Source organism: Paenibacillus vortex V453 (genome assembly GCF_000193415.1).
Taxonomy (GTDB): Bacteria; Bacillota; Bacilli; order Paenibacillales; family Paenibacillaceae; genus Paenibacillus_AQ; species Paenibacillus_AQ glucanolyticus.
This window is the reverse complement of sequence record NZ_ADHJ01000025.1, coordinates 47,353-68,683: the sequence shown is the minus strand read 5'-3', so window position 1 is coordinate 68,683 and position 21,331 is coordinate 47,353. Positions and strand designations below refer to the sequence as shown.

Annotated in this window: 17 protein-coding genes and 1 pseudogene; 17 read left to right on the top strand and 1 reads right to left on the bottom strand. The window is 48.4% G+C overall.

Annotated features, from left to right (window positions below; genetic code table 11):
* The 17 genes and pseudogenes from PVOR_RS15240 to PVOR_RS15175 all read left to right on the top strand — a co-directional run bounded on the left by PVOR_RS15240 (position 1) and on the right by PVOR_RS15175 (position 20,379).
* On the top strand, positions 1–1,956 hold the full coding sequence (locus tag PVOR_RS15240) for a VWA domain-containing protein (RefSeq protein ID WP_052649284.1): 1,956 nt from the start codon (positions 1–3) through the stop codon (positions 1,954–1,956).
* Between the two features lie 39 nt (positions 1,957–1,995).
* The gene (locus PVOR_RS32555) at positions 1,996–4,419 is read left to right on the top strand and encodes a cobaltochelatase subunit CobN (protein WP_052649283.1); all 2,424 of its coding nucleotides are present in this window, start codon (positions 1,996–1,998) and stop codon (positions 4,417–4,419) included.
* Complete coding sequence (locus PVOR_RS32550; RefSeq protein WP_052649282.1) at positions 4,379–5,698, top strand: cobaltochelatase subunit CobN; 1,320 nt, start codon at positions 4,379–4,381, stop codon at positions 5,696–5,698. The genes PVOR_RS32555 and PVOR_RS32550 overlap by 41 nt, the downstream gene beginning before the upstream one ends.
* A 68-nt stretch (positions 5,699–5,766) precedes the next feature.
* Complete coding sequence (locus PVOR_RS32545; protein WP_006210208.1) at positions 5,767–5,892, top strand: hypothetical protein; 126 nt, start codon at positions 5,767–5,769, stop codon at positions 5,890–5,892.
* 94 nt (positions 5,893–5,986) lie between these two features.
* Positions 5,987–6,232, top strand: coding sequence for a hypothetical protein (locus PVOR_RS15230; RefSeq protein WP_006210207.1), 246 nt, complete (start codon positions 5,987–5,989; stop codon positions 6,230–6,232).
* A gap of 13 nt (positions 6,233–6,245) precedes the next feature.
* Positions 6,246–6,632 carry a spore coat protein gene (locus PVOR_RS15225; protein ID WP_006210206.1) on the top strand — a complete coding sequence of 129 codons (387 nt, stop codon included), beginning with the start codon at positions 6,246–6,248 and terminating at the stop codon, positions 6,630–6,632.
* Positions 6,632–7,768, top strand: a complete 1,137-nt coding sequence (locus tag PVOR_RS15220; protein WP_040680683.1) for a zinc-dependent alcohol dehydrogenase — start codon at positions 6,632–6,634, stop codon at positions 7,766–7,768. The genes PVOR_RS15225 and PVOR_RS15220 overlap by 1 nt, the downstream gene beginning before the upstream one ends.
* Before the next feature lie 32 nt (positions 7,769–7,800).
* On the top strand, positions 7,801–8,010 hold the full coding sequence (locus PVOR_RS15215; RefSeq protein WP_006210204.1) for a hypothetical protein: 210 nt from the start codon (positions 7,801–7,803) through the stop codon (positions 8,008–8,010).
* Positions 8,007–8,330 (top strand): spore coat protein, encoded by a 324-nt coding sequence (locus PVOR_RS15210; protein ID WP_006210203.1) that lies wholly within the window; start codon positions 8,007–8,009, stop codon positions 8,328–8,330. The genes PVOR_RS15215 and PVOR_RS15210 overlap by 4 nt, the downstream gene beginning before the upstream one ends.
* A 200-nt stretch (positions 8,331–8,530) precedes the next feature.
* Positions 8,531–8,983 (top strand): MarR family winged helix-turn-helix transcriptional regulator, encoded by a 453-nt coding sequence (locus PVOR_RS15205; protein WP_006210201.1) that lies wholly within the window; start codon positions 8,531–8,533, stop codon positions 8,981–8,983.
* Positions 8,984–9,010: 27 nt separating this feature from the next.
* Positions 9,011–9,531, top strand: a pseudogene (locus PVOR_RS15200) (GNAT family N-acetyltransferase).
* A 728-nt stretch (positions 9,532–10,259) separates the two neighbouring features.
* A complete protein-coding gene (locus tag PVOR_RS15195; protein ID WP_006210199.1) occupies positions 10,260–11,606 on the top strand; it encodes a lytic polysaccharide monooxygenase in 1,347 nt (448 codons plus the stop codon).
* Between the two features lie 353 nt (positions 11,607–11,959).
* The gene (locus PVOR_RS15190) at positions 11,960–14,602 is read left to right on the top strand and encodes a LuxR C-terminal-related transcriptional regulator (protein WP_234972943.1); all 2,643 of its coding nucleotides are present in this window, start codon (positions 11,960–11,962) and stop codon (positions 14,600–14,602) included.
* Positions 14,603–14,791: 189 nt separating this feature from the next.
* On the top strand, positions 14,792–15,538 hold the full coding sequence (locus PVOR_RS15185) for a GLUG motif-containing protein (protein WP_234972941.1): 747 nt from the start codon (positions 14,792–14,794) through the stop codon (positions 15,536–15,538).
* Positions 15,459–18,257: a GLUG motif-containing protein gene (locus tag PVOR_RS29205; protein ID WP_160164002.1), complete on the top strand. Its 2,799-nt coding sequence runs from the start codon at positions 15,459–15,461 to the stop codon at positions 18,255–18,257. The genes PVOR_RS15185 and PVOR_RS29205 overlap by 80 nt, the downstream gene beginning before the upstream one ends.
* A complete protein-coding gene (locus PVOR_RS15180) occupies positions 18,238–19,029 on the top strand; it encodes an S-layer homology domain-containing protein (protein WP_006210195.1) in 792 nt (263 codons plus the stop codon). The genes PVOR_RS29205 and PVOR_RS15180 overlap by 20 nt, the downstream gene beginning before the upstream one ends.
* 510 nt (positions 19,030–19,539) lie before the next feature.
* Positions 19,540–20,379, top strand: coding sequence for a poly(ethylene terephthalate) hydrolase family protein (locus tag PVOR_RS15175; RefSeq protein ID WP_234972939.1), 840 nt, complete (start codon positions 19,540–19,542; stop codon positions 20,377–20,379).
* 68 nt (positions 20,380–20,447) lie between these two features.
* Here the strand turns inward: PVOR_RS15175 and PVOR_RS15170 are convergent, their stop codons facing one another.
* Positions 20,448–21,329 (bottom strand): LysR family transcriptional regulator, encoded by an 882-nt coding sequence (locus tag PVOR_RS15170; protein ID WP_006210192.1) that lies wholly within the window; start codon positions 21,327–21,329, stop codon positions 20,448–20,450.
* Positions 21,330–21,331 lie beyond the last annotated feature (2 nt).

The following is a 21,331-nucleotide window of genomic DNA, read 5'->3' as shown; positions in this document are numbered from 1 at the left end:
ATGAACATACACCAGCATGAGCTTTTGAACATATCGTATCCCTTTAGTGCAATATGGGGACAGGAGAGGGCCAAGCGAGCGCTTCTGATGTATCTTGTTAATCCCGCCATCGGCGGAGTCCTTGTCAGCGGTCCTTCCGGATCAGGCAAGAGTCTATTATTGCATGCGGCTTCGTCTCTGGCTCGGGGACGCCGGAAGTTATCCGTACCGGCCAATCTTACTACGGATCGGCTGTTAGGTTCATTGGACATCCAATCGACCCTGGAAACCGGGAAAATAGCCCATGCGCCAGGGTTGCTTGAAGAAGCTGACGGACAATTGCTGCTTGTGGACCATATGAACCTTATGCCGCAGACCATAATGAAGGAGATCGTCAATGTCCTGTCTACGGGCAGATTTCACGTACAGAGGGAGGGGGTATCCGCCGAACGAAACAGCAGGTTTATGCTGCTTGCCGCTATGGACCCGGAAGAAGGGATTCCTTCGCCTCCACTGCTGGACCACTTTGGATTTTATGTGGCGATGGATCATATCGGCGAACTCGAAACCAGAGGTGAGATTATTCGAAGAGCGCTTCAGTTTGAAGGAGATCGGCCAGCGTTTAGGGACCGTTATTTGTCTGCTGAGGATGCGCTACACCTTCGATTGGAAGCTGCCGCAAGATCGCTTTCCGGGGTGGCGGTGAGTGAAGAGATGATTCAGCTATCAGCCTCCATCGCACACCAATCGGGAAGCAGCAGTTCTCGGGCTGAGCTTTGTTTGACCGAAGGCGCGAAGGCAGTCGCTGCATGGGAGGGGCGGGAGGAAGTGACTTCCGATGATGTTCGGGAAGCCGCGGAATATGCGCTGCCCCACAGAATGAGAAGTGCGGCGGAGAAACAAGGCACTTCCCGGAGCACCTCTGAGGAACGCGAGGGGGAGGAGCACTCCGTTTCTTCGAAGGAAGAGGAGGTCATCAGATCACAAGCACCTGTACGGCCGCATGATGACCATGAACTAAATCGGCAGCATGATTTGAGCGGGGACTCATCATTCGATTCGGATCTGAAGACAGGCAGCGACAAGGCTGACGGGCAAAGCGATGGCCGGGACGAACAAGTGCTGCCGCCGGACGAAACGTTCTCAATCAAGCCTTTAGATCTGGACATGAAGCAGCGGGAGTTCCATCACGAAGGGCCCGGCAAGCGCAATCAAACCCGTGCGCTTCAACAGCAGGGACGATCGATCGGTTTCATGAATCCAAGCAACAGGCATAAAACGGATGTCGCTTTTGATGCAACCATTCGAGCGGCAGCCCCTTTTCAGCGCTTCAGGCCCAAAAGAAAGGGATTGGCGTTTGTCATTGAACCCGACGATTTACGCCAGAAGAAAAAGGAAAGCCGGGTAGGTGCCACGCTGCTGTTTGTGGTGGACGCCAGCGGCTCCATGGCAGCTCGAAAGCGCATGAAAGCTGTAAAAGGCGCAATTCTGTCTCTTCTGCAGGATGCATACGTGAAGCGAGATCAGATCGGCATGATTGCTTTCAGAAAGGGACAGGCGGAGCTTATTCTGCCAGTTACACGCAGTGTGGATGCCGCCTCGAAACAACTAAAGGGAATCCCCACCGGCGGGAAAACTCCGTTGGCAGCTGGCCTTGTCAAAGGCTATGAGACCCTTCTTTCCGAAAAACGAAAAAACAAGGGAACATGGCCTGTGATGATTGTGGTGTCGGACGGCAGAGCCAACGAAAGTTTCACTGGACTATCCGCCAATCCTGATATTTGGAACGAATGTCTGGCAATTGCAAGGCGGATAGGTGCTGAAGGAATTCCAAGTCTTGTACTTGATACGGAACAGGGGTATGTCAGATTGGGACGCGCACAACAGCTGGCGGAAGCGCTTGGAGCGGAATATAGAATGCTGGACCACACGGATGATCAGAGATTGCTGAGTACCCTTCGCTCTACTTTGAGCTGAGCCAGCCGGTTTGTAAATAAGTTGAGAGGGGGAGATTCGATGAATATCGTTGTTTTAACAACATCGCACACAGCGATGAAAGATCTGTCACAAGTCTATAAGAATTTGGGACCTGCTCTGCGCAGCCGTTTATCGTTATCCGTATTTAATATTGAAGGAACTCTATCGGAAGAGGCGTGGAAATCGCTTGAAGTCAGCGTGGCAAGGGCAGGGTTTATCATACATGATCCTCATGGGACACCGGCTCCGACACTTGCCCGTATCCATGAATGGTGTGCTGAGGTGGAGGCCGAGCAAGTGATACTGGGCGGAAGTGCCGAAGGGATTCAAGATCTGTTTCGATTGGGTGCTTTGAGATACGAGGATACTGCGGGTGTTCGAGTGCAGGGAGGCTCTCCTGTTTCCCAGGGGGAACCGGGTATATCCAACGATTTGCGGCATTATCGTACGCTGCTTGAATATTGGAGGAATGCAGGATATCGCAATCTGCACCACATGCTGGGCTATATTGTAACGCACTATGGAAAAGAAGCCAGCTGGCCGTCGGTCGAACCGCCATTCGTCCTGGAATCATTGAGTATTTATGACCCGTATAAGAAACAGACCTATGAATCGCTGGAAACCTATCAGACAATGACCAATATCCAGCAAGAACTGCCAACGGTAGCCGTTTTGTTTATGGGACACAGTTATCCGCTCCATACGGGGGACATAATCGGCGAAATCATTCAGGAGATTCGGAAATTCGCCCATGTGCTGCCCATCGCCATGACTTCTTTGGTTCACGTGGATTCGAAAAAGTTGAGAAATTTCCTGATGTTTGGCGGAACCCGAGGAGGGAAAGTAAACCTGATTGTCAATTTTATCCCGTTTCGGTTAGGAGCCGGTCCGACCGGCGGCAGAAGCGAAGAGATTTTAGCCCTGCTGAGGGAAGTGGAGGCGCCGATGTTTCATCCGTTTTTCCTGACCAGAAGAGAAAAAGAGGAATGGGAAAACTCACGGCAGGGATTGTCCCCTTCGGAATTTCTTGTACAAATGATGCTGCCCGAGCTTGATGGCAGTATTGAAATGCTCCCGGTCGCTGCATTATCCGCTCGGGACTATGATGAAGAGATGCAGCTTCACATCAAGGAGCTGCAGTTAATCGAAGATCGTGCGCAGCGGCTTGTGAGCCGGGTCCAGCGGTATTTGGAACTTCAAACCAAGCCGCTGGCCAAGAAGAGGATTGCCATCATTGGGTACAATTATCCTCCAGGAGAGGGGCATCTGTTCCAGGCATCCTTCCTGGATACCTTCGAGTCGATCTCCCGAATCTTGAATGCGATGAAACAACATGGCTACCTTACGGAAACGTATTCCGGAACGGAGCTGCGAGAGCGATTTATCCACGAAGGAATTGTGAATTCCGGCATATGGACAGACGAACGGGGGTCTGCATCTTTACTTAGGTACGACAGCGATCACTACGTTCAGAACAATGAGGTGTTTGCCAAACGACGAGAGGATTATGTTCATCAGTGGGGAGAAGCCCCAGGCGATGTCATGACGACTGAGTCCGGCGCATTCCAAATTCCGGGGCTGATGAGCGGCAATCTGTTTATCGGAGTGCAGCCCAGTCGCGGGATTCATGAGAATCCTGAAGCGGTCTATCATGATAAAGGCCTGCTTCCGCATCATCAGTATTTGGCTTTTTATCAATATATTCGGGACGAGTTCAAGGCCGATGCCATCCTGCATGTAGGAACTCACGGAACCCTTGAGTTTCTGGAGGGCAAAGAGAGCGGAATGTCCGGCGACTGTCTGCCGGATGCCCTGATTCAGGATCTTCCGCATGTGTATGCCTACTATGTCGGCAATCCATCCGAAGCTATGATTGCCAAGCGAAGAACGCATGCAACCCTGATTGGATATCAATCACCGCCCTTCACGGCAAGTGGACTATACGGCGAATATGCGAAGCTTGAAGCACTGCTGCATCATTACCGGGCTGAGGAACAGCTGAATCCGGCACGCGTGGCCGAAGCGTGGAAATTGCTGCAGGAGCAAGCAGCCTCCTTGTTTCTTGAAGCCGAGGGACCGGAAGAGATTGAGAAGGAGCTGTACCGCATCGGAAGATCCTTTATCCCTGACGGTTTGCATATTTTGGGGGAAGGCTATGATCATGAACAGGCTGCCAGGCATATGAACATGATTCTCTGTCATGATCGCGGTTCGCACGCCTCACTCCAGAGATTGTATGCCGCCTCGTTGTCTTGGGATTATGACGACCTGCTGGAGAGCCAGAACATTGATAGGCTCCAGCATTTGGACAAGTGTGTAGAGGACGCTGTCCTGTTTTATACCCGCAGCGGTGAAATTCCCGAACCTCCGCATCTGCCGGAGGTAACTGCAGAGCAACTGGGAGGAAACGTGGAATCATGGATTGACGGCATACCGTTCAACCCAAGCCGATGCGGAGCTTAGCCATCTTCTCAAGGCATTGGATGGAAAATATATTCCTGTTTCTTTGGCAGGCGACTGTATTCGTAATCCGGAGGTGCTGCCCTCGGGCAATAATTTGGTACAGTTCGATCCCAGAGCTATTCCCAGCCGTACTGCCGTGATAAGCGGCTTACAAATCGCGGAGAATACGCTGAAGCTGTATCACGATGCACATCAGAAATACCCGGAAACTACCGCACTCGTAATGTGGGGACTGGAGACTTCCCGAACCCAAGGAGAAACGCTGGGACAGATTCTGGCTTATCTCGGTGTCAGAGTGAAGGAACGGGAACGCTCCATGCACAGGGAATTTGAAATTATTCCGGCGCAAGAACTTGCCAGACCCCGCTTGAATGTGGTTGTGCATATCTGTGGATTCTTCCGGGATATGTTTCCGGATCTGCTGGTGGAACTCCATCAACTATTTAAGGCTGTTTCGGAGCTGGATGAACCGGCAGAACAGAATATATTCAAACAGCGTTCCGAGCAGTTGTATGAACAATTGCGCAAGGCCGGAGCCGAGCATGACGAGGCTTGGGATTTGGCATGCGCGCGCATTTTTGGCCCTGCGGAAGGAGAATACGGGACGTCTGTAGCCAAACTGGTGGAGACCAAACAGTGGGAAGATGAAAGTCATCTGGGAGAAGCCTTTATCCACAGTCTGAAACATGTATACAGCTCGAATTACCGAGGCAGGGAAATGTACGAGCTGTACAAGGCCAATCTGGCCGCAGTAGATATCGTTTCGCAAATCCGGAGCAACCATGAGCATGAAATTATCGATCTGGACCATTATTACGAATTTTTTGGCGGTTTGGCCAAATCGGTTGAGATCTCCAAAGGGGAGGCGGTCGACATATTCATTTCTGATACGACGCGAGAACATGTGCTGACCGAAGAACTCCATTATGCAGTCCAGCGAGGTGTTCGGACGCGTATGCTTAATCCCAAGTGGATCGAGGGGATGCTGAAGCATGATTATCATGGGGCACAGAAGGTGGCTGACCGAATGGAGAATCTGCTGGGTCTCGCCGCGACAACTAACCAGGTGGATTCTTGGATCTTTTCTGCAGTCCATCAGGAATATGTAGCAGATGAGCATCGCAGCAAGCAAATGAAGGACAATAACCGCTGGGCTTATCACGGCATGCTGGAGACCTTGCTTGAGAGCCATCAGCGGAATTATTGGAACGCTTCCGAGGAGGAGTTGGAGATGCTTCGGAATCGTTATCTGGAGATTGAGGGAGATTTGGAAGGCTAGCGATTCCCATAGGCTTCTTAAAAGAACAGCGTAAAAAAGCTCTTTCGCCGAGGGTCATTGCTAATGCTATGGCATATGCGATTGAGCAGCCGGATTATGTGGATGTAAGTGATTACAATAAGGAAGAAAACCAGCAATCTTCTGATCTGAAGGTTGCTGGTTTTTTTGTGTATCCTTCAACTGGCATATTTTAGAATACGGCAATGGGGAAACTACCCGAATCAAGCCTCAAACAAAAGGATAACCTATCCTTACATCTATGTTAATTAAAGGAGGTACAAGTCAAACGTGAAAGATAATTCACTCGCCCCCCACGAATCGCTCGATCTCCATGAGGTGCTGAATTTCAAGACGCTCTGTGCGGCAAAGTCCAAGCTGATGCAGGGAATCGTTTTTGACCAGGAATTAAAGATGCTTATGCAAAAAGACGTTGAACAATCTACGGTGGCTATCCATGAGCTGAAAGCGATTTATCAAAGAGCGCCATTCCAGGCTCCGGTTCCCGAAAGCAAGCCTACTCCCATTCTAAATTAAAGGTGATGACCTGATGAACAGCGATTATTTAGATCCGATCAATTCGCTTAACATGCCTGAAATGGCCGACATGACATTCGCCATGGATTTTCTGCTTCGAGCCAAGGAAGGGGTACGAAACACCGCCGTTGCCCTGACCGAAACCGTATCGTCCGATGCCAGAGAACTGCTCAAAAAGCAGTTAAAACAGGGCATTGCCCTTCACCAGGAAATTACCGAGCTTATGATCCGCAAAAAATGGTTTCATCCATATGAACTGAACGAACAATATCAGCTGGACCAGCTTTCCGCCAAAAATACGGCCATGATCGCCGGAATGAACCTGTTTCCGGGAGATACGTCGCGCAAAGGGATGTTTGACAGGACGCCGGATGAGCATAAGGGGGAAAGCCAAGCATGATGAAAGCAGTGACGTACCAAGGAGTTAAGAATGTCGTTGTCAAAGACGTTCCCGATCCAAAAATCCAAAAGCCGGACGACATGATTGTCAAGCTGACCAGCACCGCCATTTGCGGCTCCGATTTGCATCTGATTCACGGCATGATTCCCAACCTTCAGGAGGATTACGTCATAGGGCATGAGCCGATGGGGATCGTAGAAGAAGTGGGGCCCGAAGTCACCAAGCTGAAAAAGGGCGACCGCGTTATTATCCCGTTCAATATTGCTTGTGGCGAATGCTTTTACTGTAAAAATCATCTGGAGAGCCAGTGCGACAATTCCAATGATAACGGAGATATGGGAGCGTATTTCGGTTACTCGGGAACGACCGGTGGGTTTCCTGGCGGGCAGGCCGAATACTTGCGGGTTCCGTTTGCCAATTTCACGCATTTTAAAATTCCGGAAAGCAATGAGCAGCCGGATGAAAGCCTTGCTTTGATCGCCGATGCGATGACAACCGCTTTTTGGAGCGTTGATAATGCGGGCGTGAAACAGGGCGATACGGTGATCGTGCTTGGCTGCGGTCCGGTCGGACTGCTTGCTCAAAAGTTCTGCTGGTTCAAAGGCGCGAAGCGGGTTATCGCGGTCGACTATGTGGATTACCGGCTGCAGCATGCCAAAAAGAACAATAACGTTGAAACCGTTAATTTCGAGCATCATGAAAATGTCGGCAGCTACCTGAAGGAAATCACCAAGGGCGGAGCGGACGTCGTCATCGATGCGGTGGGCATGGACGGAAAGATGAGCGACCTCGAGTACCTGGCGAGTGGTCTGAAGCTGCAAGGAGGGACCATGAGCGCTCTGATTATTGCGTCCCAAGCGGTTCGCAAGGGTGGGACCATTCAAATTACCGGCGTATACGGCGGACGTTACAACGGATTTCCGCTGGGAGATATCATGCAGCGCAATATAGCCATTCGCTCCGGACAAGCACCGGTCATTCATTATATGCCTTACATGTATGAACTGGTAACGACAGGGAAGGTCAACGTGGCCGATATCATTACGCATGTGATTCCGCTTAGCGAGGCCAAGCGCGGCTACGAATTGTTTGATACGAAGACGGATAACTGCATCAAAGTTATTTTAAAGCCGTAAAGAGCTGATTAAACGAGGGAGTGAACTTCTAGATGAATCCAACGTATGCAATGCATGAAATCTTGGAGGTGCATGAGATTGCTGCCTTCAAGACGGTCTGCATGACGAAGTCCAAGACGATGCAGGCGCTGGTCACGGACCCCGAACTGAAGCTTATTCTTCAGCAGGATGCCGCCATGTCATCCGATCAGCTGTCCGAGCTCGCTGCGATCCTGACCAAAGGAAAGGAGACATTGCAATGAATCCTGTACTGGAGTATATGACGGGCATGAACAAAATGACGGATGATGTAATCGCCATGGACTTTTTGGCCACGGCCAAGAGCGGCGTCCGGAATTTGGCGATGGCCGTAACGGAATGCGTCACACCGGAAATCAAGGGTGTTCTGGAACGCCAATTGGAACAGGCAATCGATACGCATGAGAAGATCACCCATTATGCGATTGCCAAGGGATTGTATCATCCCTTCAACGTGCAGGAACAGTTCCGCGTCGATATACAGCAGATCGAAACGGCGCAGAGCATACCCTTACCATCACCAGCACCCTCACCAGCACAATAGTATCGAGCACCCTTATAAATAACCGCACCTGATTTAGCAGAGAGCCGGCTGTAGCCATACAGCCGGTTTTGTTATGGCGATAGGCCACGAGCCTGGTTTATCATAAATAATATTATTGCAAATGCAACAATATTGAAGTAGAATGAATTCTAGCTATTTTTATTGAATTTGCAACAAAAATATAGAACAAGGAGTTAATTATGAAGGAGATTCTTCGTGAGATTGGAATCATAGCCAGGGCATTAGACTCCATAAGTAATATAGAATTTAAAGAGTATGATCTTACCAAAGGGCAGTATTTGTATCTTGTGCGCATATGTGAAAACCCAGGAATCATTCAAGAAAAGTTAGCAGAGATGATAAAGGTTGATAGAACAACGGCTGCCCGTGCTATTCAGAAGCTTGAAATTAAAGGATTTGTTGAAAAAAAAGACGATACCCATAACAAAAAAATCAAGAACCTCTATCCAACAGACAAAGGGGAACGAGTCTACCCTTTTTTAAAAAGAGAAAATGATTATTCCAATCGTGTTGCATTGGAGGGGCTTTCCGCACAGGAAGTAGAAACCATTTTTAATCTGCTTCAAAGAATAAGAAAAAATGTAGAAAGAGACTGGGAATTTGTAAAAAAGGGAAACGAACGAAGTTATTGATTCCATAAAAAGGAGCTACATGATCAAATGACAATAATTATAAAAAAGTGCACGCTTGAGGATTCGCGTCAACTTCAAGAAATTGGTTATGTAAACGTTTAATGAAACATTTAAGGATCAGAACTCACCAGGAAATATAAAATGCCTATCTGGAAAGAGCTTTTAACCTAGAACAAATAGAAAAAGAATTATCCAATAAGTTTTCGCAATTCTTTTTTGTATATTTTAATAATGAAGTTGCAGGATATTTAAAGGTCAACACCAATGATGAGCAGTCCGAAGAAATGGGAGATGAATCACTTGAAATTGAAAGGATTTATATAAAGAGTAAATTTCAAAAACATGGGCTTGGCAAATATTTGCTGAATCAAGCTAAGGATATTGCAGTAGAAAGTAATAAAAAGAAACTTTGGCTAGGCGTATGGGAAAAAAATGAAAATGCGATTGCTTTTTACGAGAAAATGGGTTTTGTTCAAACAGGAACTCATACTTTTTACATGGGTGATGAAAGACAAATCGATTTTATAATGAGCAAAATAATGATATAGCCTTTGTTTTGATAGCTGATATTGGGGACCTTGTTCGGATATGACATATAAAGATGAACTGTATGCTGCTGCTCCACTAGTTTAATGTCTGGCGACGCCAGGCGCGAGCAAAGAGTGGATAAATTACTCCCTTGACAATAAAAGGTTATTGTTCAATAATTAACACATCCAATTACTGGTAATATATCTTTCTTTTTTGTCTGACCGATACATCAACTTCACTTGGTTCATGACACTCCGCTAACACGATCCATTGTGACGAAACTCTTCTATTATGCCAGTCTATATAGATTCCTCCATATTTAGACATGACTCCATACCCCTCCATGCTTTTGCCAACAGGTGTGCTTGCTCGGTGTTGATCTCTCATAAATGCGTACTATGAATGTCAGCATTCATCAGCAGTTTACATAGCTGATTCTATATAGCAGAGCAGAGCTGCTCACGCTTGATTTCTCCTACTCACGTAGATTGCGAACCCGCTTATTACGCTTCACACAATTGCGATGAGGTATTGTTTTCATGACTTTTTACGAGTATATAAGCTCTAAGGAGTTTATATAAATCGGCTTAAAAAGGAGCGGATGCCCACACGTAAACGGTTGTGCACAGCTTTGGCAGGATTATATTCAAGAGAGGAGGCACTTTCACACGCTTCGCGGCAAAGATAGTGTCGAAAAACGAAAGGCACATCATGACCAAACCAAATCATGGGAGGTAATGTGATGATGTTTCAAACCCGATTGGATTCCCGTTTCATCCTGCGATTCATGCTGATTGGCGGCGGATTGCTGCTCGTATTCGCTTGTATGTTCGCGTTCTCGAAGACCGTGTCAGCCCACGGATATATTAATGATCCGGCCAGCCGCGCGATTCAGTGTAAAAATGGATTGAATACCAACTGCGGCTCGATCGTCTATGAGCCGCAGAGCCTGGAGGGGCCGAAAGGTTTTCCTTCTGCCGGACCGCCTGATGGCAAAATCGCCAGCGCTGGCCTTGCCGGCTTCGCTCCGCTTGACCAGCAATCAGCTACGCGCTGGAACAAGGTAAACATGACGAGCGGCACGAAGAACTTTACTTGGATTTTTACCGCTCGCCATGCCACGACAAGCTACCGTTATTTCATCACCAAGCCGGATTGGAATCCCAATGCTCCGTTGACCCGCGCCCAGTTTGATCTGACTCCGTTCTGCACGATTAACGGGAATGGCCAGCAGCCGCCAGCCACGTTAACCCATACCTGCAACGTACCGCAAAGAGATGGTTACCATGTCATCCTCGGCGTGTGGGATATCGCGGATACCCAAAATGCCTGGTATATCGTCATCGATGCCCAATTCGGTGCTGGCGACAGCATTGCACCAACGGTGCCAACCAATTTGGCCGTCAGCAACGTTGGCACAACGACGGCCACGCTGACTTGGGGGGCCTCGACGGACAACAATGGCGTCACGGGTTATGAGGTGTACAACGGCGCTAATGTCATTGCCACTCTGCCTGGCAATCAGACAACCGCCAATCTTACCAACCTATTGGCAGGCACGAATTATAACCTCACTGTAAAGGCGTTTGATGCTTCCGGCAATCGGTCGCCTTCCAGCAATGGGGTCCAGTTTACGACCACGCAGCTCCCGGTTGACGTGACACCGCCGACCAATCCGACCGGCCTGCATGTGATGGGCACCCCGACGTCAACGTCAGTCACGTTGATGTGGAATGCATCCACTGATGCTTCGGGCATTGCTGGTTACCGAATTTACAACGGCAGCACAGTAATAGCTACCGTCACAGGAACAGCAACCGAGAAGGTCGTTACCGGTTTGTCGCCGAACACGCAATATACGTTCACGGTCCGCGCTTACGACCCGTCGAACAACGAATCTGGCAACAGCAATGCCGTAACAGTTACAACGCCTAACGGTCCGAGTGCAACGCCATGGGCAGCAAATACAGCTTATGCGGCCAATACACTCGTATCCTATGACGGCAAGGTGTACAAATGCCTCCAGGCCCATACCTCCTTGCCGGGCTGGGAGCCGAGCAACGTGCCCGCGCTCTGGCAGCTGCAACCTTAAACTCAGATCTTAGAAGAGCAGGGAGCCCGTCGCTTGCAAAGAGCGGCGGGCTTTTTTTCATGGCGATTTGGCTATCTATTCTGAACGAAGTTAAGAAATAGTTTGGATACCTCGGAGAACGATCATCCCTTTTTCCAAATGGCACCCACAGAAACTGCACATTCAGGTGCATTTTCGGGTAACCAGACCAAAGGATGTCTTTGAAGGCTAATGGTTTTTGGGTTCATCCATGGATGATGTTGCCATGAGGAAAGGATTCACCCCGCATTGCAGACCCAGTGAGACAGATCTATTCAGTTTCTGATGCAAAACGGCTCCATTTACGATATTCTGAATGTAACTCCAGAATTTTGATGGACAAAACCGAAGATATGGCCCAGAGAGGCCTTTTGAAAAGAGGGAATATGGTATACGAGAACAATGAAATCCCATTTCTGCTGGCATCTAAATTAAATCGACCCCAATCCCTCTACCAATCTGTCCCGCGTCCACGGCTATTGGCGCAATTGCATGAAGGATTAAAGCACAAGGCTGCTTTCGTGACGGCTCCGGCCGGTTACGGTAAAACCACACTGCTCAGTGATTGGACCAGGCATTTAGAGGTACCAGTCGGATGGTTATCGCTTGATAGCAAGGATAATGATCTCATCCGTTTCTGGAACTACGTTACGAAGGCGATCGAGCAGGCGAGGGGGGTGACCGATTCCCTTCATACCACATCGGCAGCGCTAAGTCCGGGTCAATACGAACCATTTATCGTCGCTTTGTTAAATGAATTGAACGAGTTGAATGAGACACTTGTCCTGATACTGGATGATTGGCATGTCATTCATAATGCGGATATCTTGGAGTCCGTCTCTTATTTTCTGGAATACTTACCTTCCTCCGTTCATCTATGCTTTGCAAGCCGAAGTATCCATGGATTCCTGAAATCGAGATGGATCAGCCGGAACTGGATCCATGAAATCACAACTCAACAGTTATGCTTCGATTTGCAGGAGACGCTGAAATTGTTCCAAGACGTTGAGAAGAAAGAGCTGCAGAGGGAGCAGATCGAAGGCATACTATACCAAACCGAAGGCTGGGTAACGGGCATTAAGCTGATCTCGTTGTCTTTGCGTGCCGATGAGTGGGCCGGTTCTTCCAAACATATACAATCCAGCCATGAACGCGTCGAGTCGTTTTTATTGGAGGAAGTGTTTGAGTCGCTGGGTGAGCCGCTGCGGCAATTTCTGCTGAACGTCTCCATTTTGCAGCGAATGAATGGGCCATTATGTCAAGCTGTTGCCGGAGAGGATGGTGCAGTGAAACTGGCGGAATTGGCCAAACTCAACTTATTCCTCATACCGCTAGATGAGGAGAAGAATTGGTTCCGGCTTCACCATCTGTTCGGCGAGTTTCTCCTGAAGCACCAGCAGCGCCTTGACCCCGCAAAGACAGCTGCGCTATTCCGGGCAGCTGCCGCATGGTGCGAATCGCAGGAAATGCACGAAGAAGCGGTAGATTACTATTTAGCCGGAGCGTGTTATACAGACGTTATCCGATTATTGGAACAGATGAGAAGCTTGATGATTCGCAGAGAATTCTCTACCATGAGGGACTGGTTGTCGGCCATCCCCGAGGAGCTGCTTATGCGGCATCCGTACCTTTATTTTTCGTATATTTTTTCATTGTTGTGGGCTCAAGAACTTGAACTGGCGGAGCGGTATCTGCAGCTGGCTGAGCAGCATTATGATGCTTCCTCGGCAAGCTGGACTAAGGAAGAGAATCATCGTTATTTGGGATATCTGTATTATGTAAGAAACTTTAAAGCGACCCAATATGATATGGACATGATTAAAGGACTGGAGTACATCCGACTTTCTCTTCAATATAGTCCTACGGGAACGGATCTGATCTTTGCATCCCCTCATATGCCACTGGCTCCGTCCATTTACAGGTCATATAATGGTAAACGTGGTCAGCATTTGCCTCGAGGCCTCTCCGATACTTTCTTTTTGAGTATGATCGAATTCATGAAGCCGATGGGTCTGCAGGATTCGGTTGTGGTCTGTTACGGAGAGTTGCTTTACGAACGCAATGAACTGAAGCAGGCGGAGGATTACTTTAGGTTGGGATTGCAAGGCCGAAGCCAGGCGCATTATCAACCAGAGAAGGTATACGTTCCGGCAAGTCTGTTCCTTTCCCGTATCAGCCAATCCAGGCAGGATATCTCCCAGGCTGAAAAATGGTTGGAAGAAGCTTATTGGAGAGCGCTCGAGGACGAGGCCAAGGCTGCTCTTATCCTGCTCGATTTGGAGATGGCACGTATGCGGCTGAATGCAGGGGATCTGTCAGCTGCTGATGAATGGAAGAATCGCTACAGACTAGCGGCAGATGATCCGGTATCCGTATATCAGTTATTCGTCTATATCTTCCTCGTTAGCGTGTTGATGGAGAGTGGAAACGCAAGGGAAGCCTGGGCTTTATCTGAGAGGTTGCTGCCCATCGCGGTAAAAGGCCATCGCCCGATGGATGCCTTGGACATACAAGTACTCCAGGCAATGATGCTGCGACTTGAGGGTAAATCGCAGCAAGCACTGCTTAAATTGGAAGAAGCATTGAAATTCGCGGAACCCGATGATTATATCCGTGTGTTCGTCGATAAAGGCAGTCGGGTTGCAGAGCTGCTTACGGATTATGTTCAGCATCGCCAGAGAGGGAGCATTAGAGATAAAAATGCACCTTCACTATCGTATGTGCGAAGGATTCTCTCTGGTTTCGGAGGAACTGCCGAATCGCCGGAACAAGGCAAAGTCACATTGGAGAACCTTCTGACACCACGAGAATATGCGGTTTTTCGTTACATGGAAGAAGGGATGGACAATCAGGCGATTGTTGCCGCGCTCGGCTTCGGCATGGGGACCTTGAAAGCGCACATCAATCGCATTTACAGCAAGCTGCAGGCGAAGAACCGAGTAGAGGCCATTAAACGAGGCAAAGAAATTCAAGGCTAGCCTAGAGGATTTAGCAGAAGACCCGCCAACCGGCGGGTTATTTTCATTGGTTCGACTATAACCAAGACTATAACCAGGGTTAGATTCGCATGATCGGGAAATCGAATATACTACGGATCGTGGCTATCGAAAATAATGAAAGGAAGAAAAGATGAAATGAGACGCATCTTCTGTATTTTAATGGTTTTTGTGCTATGGATAGGAACTTTCCCGTTTCAGGCATTTGGCTACTTGCAGGTCGGCATGTCAGGAGACGGGTCTGCGGGTAATCCATACATCATCACCACATTAGATCAATTGAACGCCGTGCGTAATGACCTAGACGCTCATTACAGATTAGGGGCAGATATCGATGCTTCGGATACGGCAAGCTGGAACAATGGGGAAGGATTTATACCTATCGGCACCGTTGGAATTATCCATAGCGAGTTTAACGGCTCTCTCGACGGAGCGGGATATGTGATTCGCAATCTAACCATACATCGTCCACATGCTGATGTTGCCGGTCTGTTCGGGGTTATGGGTTCCAGCGGGGTGTTGGAGGATGTCGCTCTCGAAGGAGGTTCGATCACAGGAAAACTCGATGTAGGCGGGCTGACGGGGCGCAACTATGGCAGGGTGGACCGGTCCTTTGTTACAGGAACGGTTAGCAGCAATGAGGGCATCGTCGGAGGGGTGGCAGGCTATAATGGCATTGACGGTGAAATCACCTTTTCTTACAGCACCGGTGATGTAAGTGGCGTCACTTATGTTGGCGGTTTGGTAGGACGCAATGACGGGAAGGTGAGTAATTCCTACGCTACCGGTACCATCTCCGGTACGTCTATCATCGGGGGATTAGTAGGAGACAATGAAGGTGGAGAGATCATCCGCTCATACGCCGCTGGGGCCGTTAGCGGCAGCGCAGAACATGGTGGGCGGACTAGTCGGGTTTAATATTTCCGCATCCATTCGCAACTCCTATGCCACTGGCGCCGTCAGTGGGCGGAGTGGCATAGGAGGATTGGTGGGCAGCACGAGCCACGGCTTGATAAGTCATTCTTATGCCACGGGTTATGTCAACGGGAGCAACCATATTGTCGGTGGATTGGTTGGGGACAATAGCGGAGAAATAAGCAGCAGCTTCTGGGATACCGAAACGGTCGGTTTAAACAGCGCCTGCGGAAACGATACATATAATAAATGCGCAGCTACCCCTCTCACTACAGCACAGGCGCTTATCCAAACCAGCTATCCGGACTGGGATTTCACGAATGATTGGTTTATGGTCGAAGACTCCACACGGCCGTTTCTGCGGACGGAATGGTCGACCGTCATCCAGAATTCCCATCAGCTGCAATTGATGGAACTGGATTTGTCAGCACAGTATACCTTGTCGAAGAATATTGATTTCGAAGCGACATTCGAGGACGACTCTCGCTCTGATATGTGGGCGACGGGTGCAGGTCATGGGTATGGTTTTGAACCGATTGGCAGCAGGAGCACCTCTTTCACGGGCACACTCGACGGCCAAGGTCATGCTATTACGGGTCTTTATATCCATCGAAACGGTTTATCGAATGTTGGGTTGTTCGGCCATATTTCCGGCGGTGAGGTTCGGGATCTGGATTTGAAGAGCGGATTCATCTCCGGAGACAGCTATACAGGCATGCTGGCAGGAGAGACCGATTCTGGCAGTCAAATCACGCAGGTTCATGCAACAGGGAGTGTTACCGGAACCAGCATGACTGGGGGATTGGTTGGAAATCACTATGGCAAGCTTACAGGTTCCAGTTCAAGTGCAACAATTAATGGTCAATTCAATGTTGGCGGATTGGTAGGACATCTGGATACGGGGGGAGAGATTAACCGGTCATTCGCCGCAAGTCATGTTACCGGTATGGATTTTGTTGGCGGACTGGTGGGGCGCAATGAGCGTGGTCAGGTACATAATGCGTACGCTACAGGTTCCGTTAGTGGTCGCGCCGAAGTCGGCGGACTGGTGGGACGGAATGTCGGTAAGATCGGTACGACTTACGCTGCTGGTCAGGTTAAAGGCAGTAACGAAGTCGGTGGTCTGGTGGGACGGAAATTCGACACGATTACCGCCAGCCTCTATAATCTGGAAACGTCAGGTCAGTCCGATACAGGCAAAGGGGAACCGCAAAAGACGTCGAACATGAAGCAGTACTCCGCCTATGGTAGCGAATGGGATTTCGGGGCAACTTGGTTGCTGCAAGAAGGGAAGATGTACCCCGTCCTGCAAGGGATCACAAGCAATCTCGAATGGGATGCTGCCCCACCAACGATCGTCAGCGCGAAGATCGAAAGTGATCATCCGAACCGGGTCATCGTAACCTTCGATGAAGATGTCCGACTAACGGATGCTGCGGGGATCGCGATTACGGCTAACGGCAACTCCACAACCATCACTGGTGTTGATGGAATGGGCACGAAGGAGCTTGTCTTTAGCGTGGATCAAGTGTTCGAAGAAAACGAGCGCGTGCAACTCTCCTACGATATGGCAGCCGGAAATATAACCGACGCTGCTAACCATGCGTTGCTTGGTGTTACGGATGTCGAGATCGTCTGGATGGTTCCGGCTGATCATACGCCGCCATCTATCGTCATTACGATGACCACTGCGGATGGAAGGGAGTATGTCGATGGTTCATGGAGCGACCAAGCAGTGAGCGTAAGCGCCGAAGCATCGGATGAGCGCGGCGTGACTTCGTTTACCTATTCTCTGGATGACGAAGTGACATGGAGTCCTTATGTATCGGATATCGTCTTACAGGATGACGGCGTTCATCGGATAACGTTCAAAGCCGTTGATACAGCAGATAATGAAGCGGTCGAACAACGGACGGTCAACATAAGCACGACAGGAATCACGCTAACGCCAACACTTGTAAAGGCAGATGGAAGCGAATATGTAAGCGGCGAATGGAGCAAGGCAAATGTCATCGTGAGCGTATATGCCGAATCGGGAGTCAGCGGAATTAATGGTCTTACCTATTCACTGAATGGAGGCGCCTTACAACCGTATGACAATAAAGGAAATCTTGAAATATCGAACGAAGGTGAGCATACCATCCTGTTTCAGGTATCCAACGCTGCGGGGGATACGCTCTCCCTGACGATCTTGGTGAAGATCGATCGTACACGACCGACAATCACCATCCATCCAAATGGCAGTGAAATACAGACGGCAGTGGTAACACCGACCGTCACGGTGACTGACACAGGAAGTAGGCCAGATGCATCCTCATTGGAATATGTCTGGACGACCGATATGTCTGCGCCAACCGCTGGCTGGATGTCGTTTGTGGACGGGGCCATGCTTGGTAAGAACGGGGTGGAGGGTGATTGGTACTTGCATGTCAGAGCCCGTGATCAAGCGGGCAATGCGAGTAATCTGACTTCCAGCCGGTATCGTTTGATCACCAAGAGGATTGATGAAGTAAACGAAACCAATCCAACGCACGAAACCAATGTACCATCGCTCCCGAGCAACAGCTTTCTGGTAGGCGCGGAGGGCAGAACGATTGTTTTTGATGGTGGGCAAGTCCGAATCCCTGCCAAAGCTCTGAAACGACCGTTTTATGTATCCATACATCAACTAACCCTTCAGGCTGTCCCTCCTCTAAGAGAGGGTGAACGAGTGGGTAAGTAAAGTTATTGAGTTGAAGAAAGATGTATCAGGGAAATTTGATGAAGACGTAACGATCAGTTTGAAATTTGACGTGGATTCCAGTCGTAAAGACAGCGATGAACTCCGACTTTATCAGTTCAACGAAGATCTGAAAGAGTGGGTAGAACTAGATAACATCGTCGTAGATTGGCTGGCAGGAACGGTAAGCGGTACGACCGACCATTTCAGCACATTTGCAGTCGTCGAGAGAAAGATCGTCCAGGAGCCTGGAATTGGGGCTGCGTTTACAGATATCCAAGGTCACTGGGCGGAGAAGAACATCGAGAAACTTGCAGGAACAGGCATTGTGAACGGTTATATCGACGGCAGTTTCAAGCCTGATCGTACGATTAGCCGTGCTGAATTCACTGCGATGCTGGTGCGAGCGCTGGGTCTAACAAGTGATGGAAGCAACACATTTGATGATATGGCGGATCATTGGGCGAAGCAAGCCGTTTCTGCTGCGTATTCAAACGGGATTATTCAGGGATACGATCAGCGTACCTTCGCTCCCGATGACTTCATTACCCGCGAGCAAATGGCCGTGATGGTGGTTAATGCTTTGCGTATCAATCAAACGATTACGAATAGAAGCTTTGCCGATCAGGACAAGATTTCCACATGGGCACATGATGCGGTCATGATGGCGACAGCGTATGGAATCATAACCGGCTACCCTAACAACATGTTGAAACCGAAATCCCAGGCTACCCGGGCAGAGGCGATTACTGTGATCTTGAGAGCCACTGAGTAGCAGGAATGATCGGCCGAGCGACAACAGAAATAAAGACGCAGATGACATAAATGGTCTCATTAAAAGTCGCTATTCAAGCGGCTTTTTTTGTTTTACTGGGTACAAATTCTGTCTTCGACTGGACAAGAACTTGTGTGGCTCAACGAATAATGAACTTTCTTATAGAGCATATGTATCCTGCCAAGATCGATTAGACATATGGTCAACCAGTCATCCAAGCATGCCCTGAACCAAGCAGCGTGCACACAGGGAGGAGTGCGCACACTGCATCCGAGTTGTATAACTTGAACCAGCATGAAACGTTGTGAATAAAAGAAATTCGCGTATAACGAAACATAAGTACCTCTTTTAACGTATATCCATTCAGTTTCATAATTTAACAGAGAACACGATAGAGAAGTCTATAGACTATCGTAGAGGTCACGTCTATGCCGGTGTTAGAAAAAACGAAAGTGGATGTTATGGGTATCAACTTTAGTTCTTATCGTTGCAGTTTCAATAACCATTTTCATGCAAATCATCATTCATTCCAATGTACCCGAACTGGCAGAAGGAAGCATTGAGCAGCGATATGCACAGCAAGGAAGCCATTCTGTAAAGTTGGAAGAAGTGAAGAGTTCGAGCGGGGAGGCTTTATTTAGAGTATACTACCCCGCATTTCAAGGAGACGAAACCTATCCTATTATTTCATGGGGAAATGGAACAGATGCCACGCCAGATCGTTATGATGAGCTCTTCACTCATCTAGCAAGCTGGGGATTCATTGTAATCGATTCCTATAGCAAGACAACAGGAACAGGCAAAGAAATTGTGGGGGCTATTGATTATTTGAAATATGAAAACGAACGAGCAAACAGCTTGTTTTATCAAAAAGTACAAATAGAACATATTGGTGCGGCTGGACATTCTCAAGGGTCTACGGGGGTCATTAATGCTCATACCAACTATAAAAGCGGATCGTTGATTAAGACGGTTGTGTCCATCGCTCTCCCGGATTTGAAGCATTGTGATCCGGAAGATGTGTACGATACATCGCGTATTACCGTTCCCTTCTTCATTATGGGCGGTACACGAGATTTTCTAATCTCGCCGGTATCAACGAATCAATTAGCCTTGCACAGTACGAACGCAAGCACGCCAGTGATGATGGGGATGGCCAAAGGTGCAGCTCATACAGCGATTGAAGGCAACGGTGGCAATCATAGGGGGTACTTGACGGCTTGGATGAGATATCAGCTGCTTGATGATCAGGAAGCCATGAAGGCATTTCATGGGGATTCTTCCGAGATGATGCTTAATACCAATTGGGAGGACGTGATACAAGCAAATATGGGTGAGTCAGACTGGTAACCATTCAAGAAACAAACTCTCGAAATGACCGTGAACCCAGTGGATATCTAATAGATCAGGGATGAATATCACGAATGATATGTTTCCTTTATAAATTGAATAAAGTGTGCAGTAGCTGGGCTGAAAATCTTATTCTTGTTCCAAGCGATGACATGGGTAGTAATTCGTTCAGGTTCAAAAGGAACAAAACAAGTGCTGCTGCTTTCCCGGATTGTATAGGCTCCACCCACACATATTGCATATCCAAGTTTCCTTTCCACCAACAGCATAGCATTCGTCAATAAATTATGTGATGCAATAATACAAAGGTTATCCTCCTCAACACCAAGCCAGCTTGTAATTTCATTCTGTACAATGGTACGTCGGGGTACAATCAAGGGTAAGGAAAGGATATCTTGGATACTAACAGACTTTTTTTCGGCTAGAGGATCATCACGTCTCATCAGAATCCCCCACTTTTCCTGATGAGGCAATCGAATATAGTCATATTTAGCGGTTTCAATCGGTTCCAATAGAATTCCGATATCTACATTTCCTCGGTCAAGTTTCTCCCGAATGTCATCTCCATCTGCACTATACAATTCATATTGCACCCTAGGGTGCTGATTCGAAAATTTCTCTAACCATTCTGGCAAAGTTCTTGATACCGTGGACTCTACACAACCAACAGAAACCACTCCACCAATCAAATCTTTTTGTTCTGCCAGATCTCTTTCTGTCTTATCTAAGAGAGAAACCAATTCTTTGACTCTTTGTTGAAACAAAAGACCGCTATTGGTTAGTGTGATCTGTCTTTTGCCGCGTATAAATAAACGAGTCCCCAATTCTTCTTCAAGGTCCATCAGCTGCCTGCTTAGGGTAGGCTGTGTAACATGAAGGATTTCTGCTGCTTTTGTTATGTTTCCAACTTTAGCCACCGTCAAAAAATACTTAAACACACGAATATCCATTT

Coding starts and splice junctions, on each gene's coding strand:
- PVOR_RS15240 (WP_052649284.1), top strand. CDS start 1: ATGAACATACACCAGCATGAGCTTTTGAACATATCGTATCCCTTTAGT.
- PVOR_RS32555 (WP_052649283.1), top strand. CDS start 1,996: ATGAATATCGTTGTTTTAACAACATCGCACACAGCGATGAAAGATCTG.
- PVOR_RS32545 (WP_006210208.1), top strand. CDS start 5,767: ATGGCATATGCGATTGAGCAGCCGGATTATGTGGATGTAAGTGATTAC.
- PVOR_RS15225 (WP_006210206.1), top strand. CDS start 6,246: ATGAACAGCGATTATTTAGATCCGATCAATTCGCTTAACATGCCTGAA.
- PVOR_RS15220 (WP_040680683.1), top strand. CDS start 6,632: ATGAAAGCAGTGACGTACCAAGGAGTTAAGAATGTCGTTGTCAAAGAC.
- PVOR_RS15215 (WP_006210204.1), top strand. CDS start 7,801: ATGAATCCAACGTATGCAATGCATGAAATCTTGGAGGTGCATGAGATT.
- PVOR_RS15210 (WP_006210203.1), top strand. CDS start 8,007: ATGAATCCTGTACTGGAGTATATGACGGGCATGAACAAAATGACGGAT.
- PVOR_RS15205 (WP_006210201.1), top strand. CDS start 8,531: ATGAAGGAGATTCTTCGTGAGATTGGAATCATAGCCAGGGCATTAGAC.
- PVOR_RS15195 (WP_006210199.1), top strand. CDS start 10,260: ATGTTTCAAACCCGATTGGATTCCCGTTTCATCCTGCGATTCATGCTG.
- PVOR_RS15190 (WP_234972943.1), top strand. CDS start 11,960: ATGGACAAAACCGAAGATATGGCCCAGAGAGGCCTTTTGAAAAGAGGG.
- PVOR_RS15175 (WP_234972939.1), top strand. CDS start 19,540: ATGCAAATCATCATTCATTCCAATGTACCCGAACTGGCAGAAGGAAGC.
- PVOR_RS15170 (WP_006210192.1), bottom strand. CDS start 21,329: ATGGATATTCGTGTGTTTAAGTATTTTTTGACGGTGGCTAAAGTTGGA.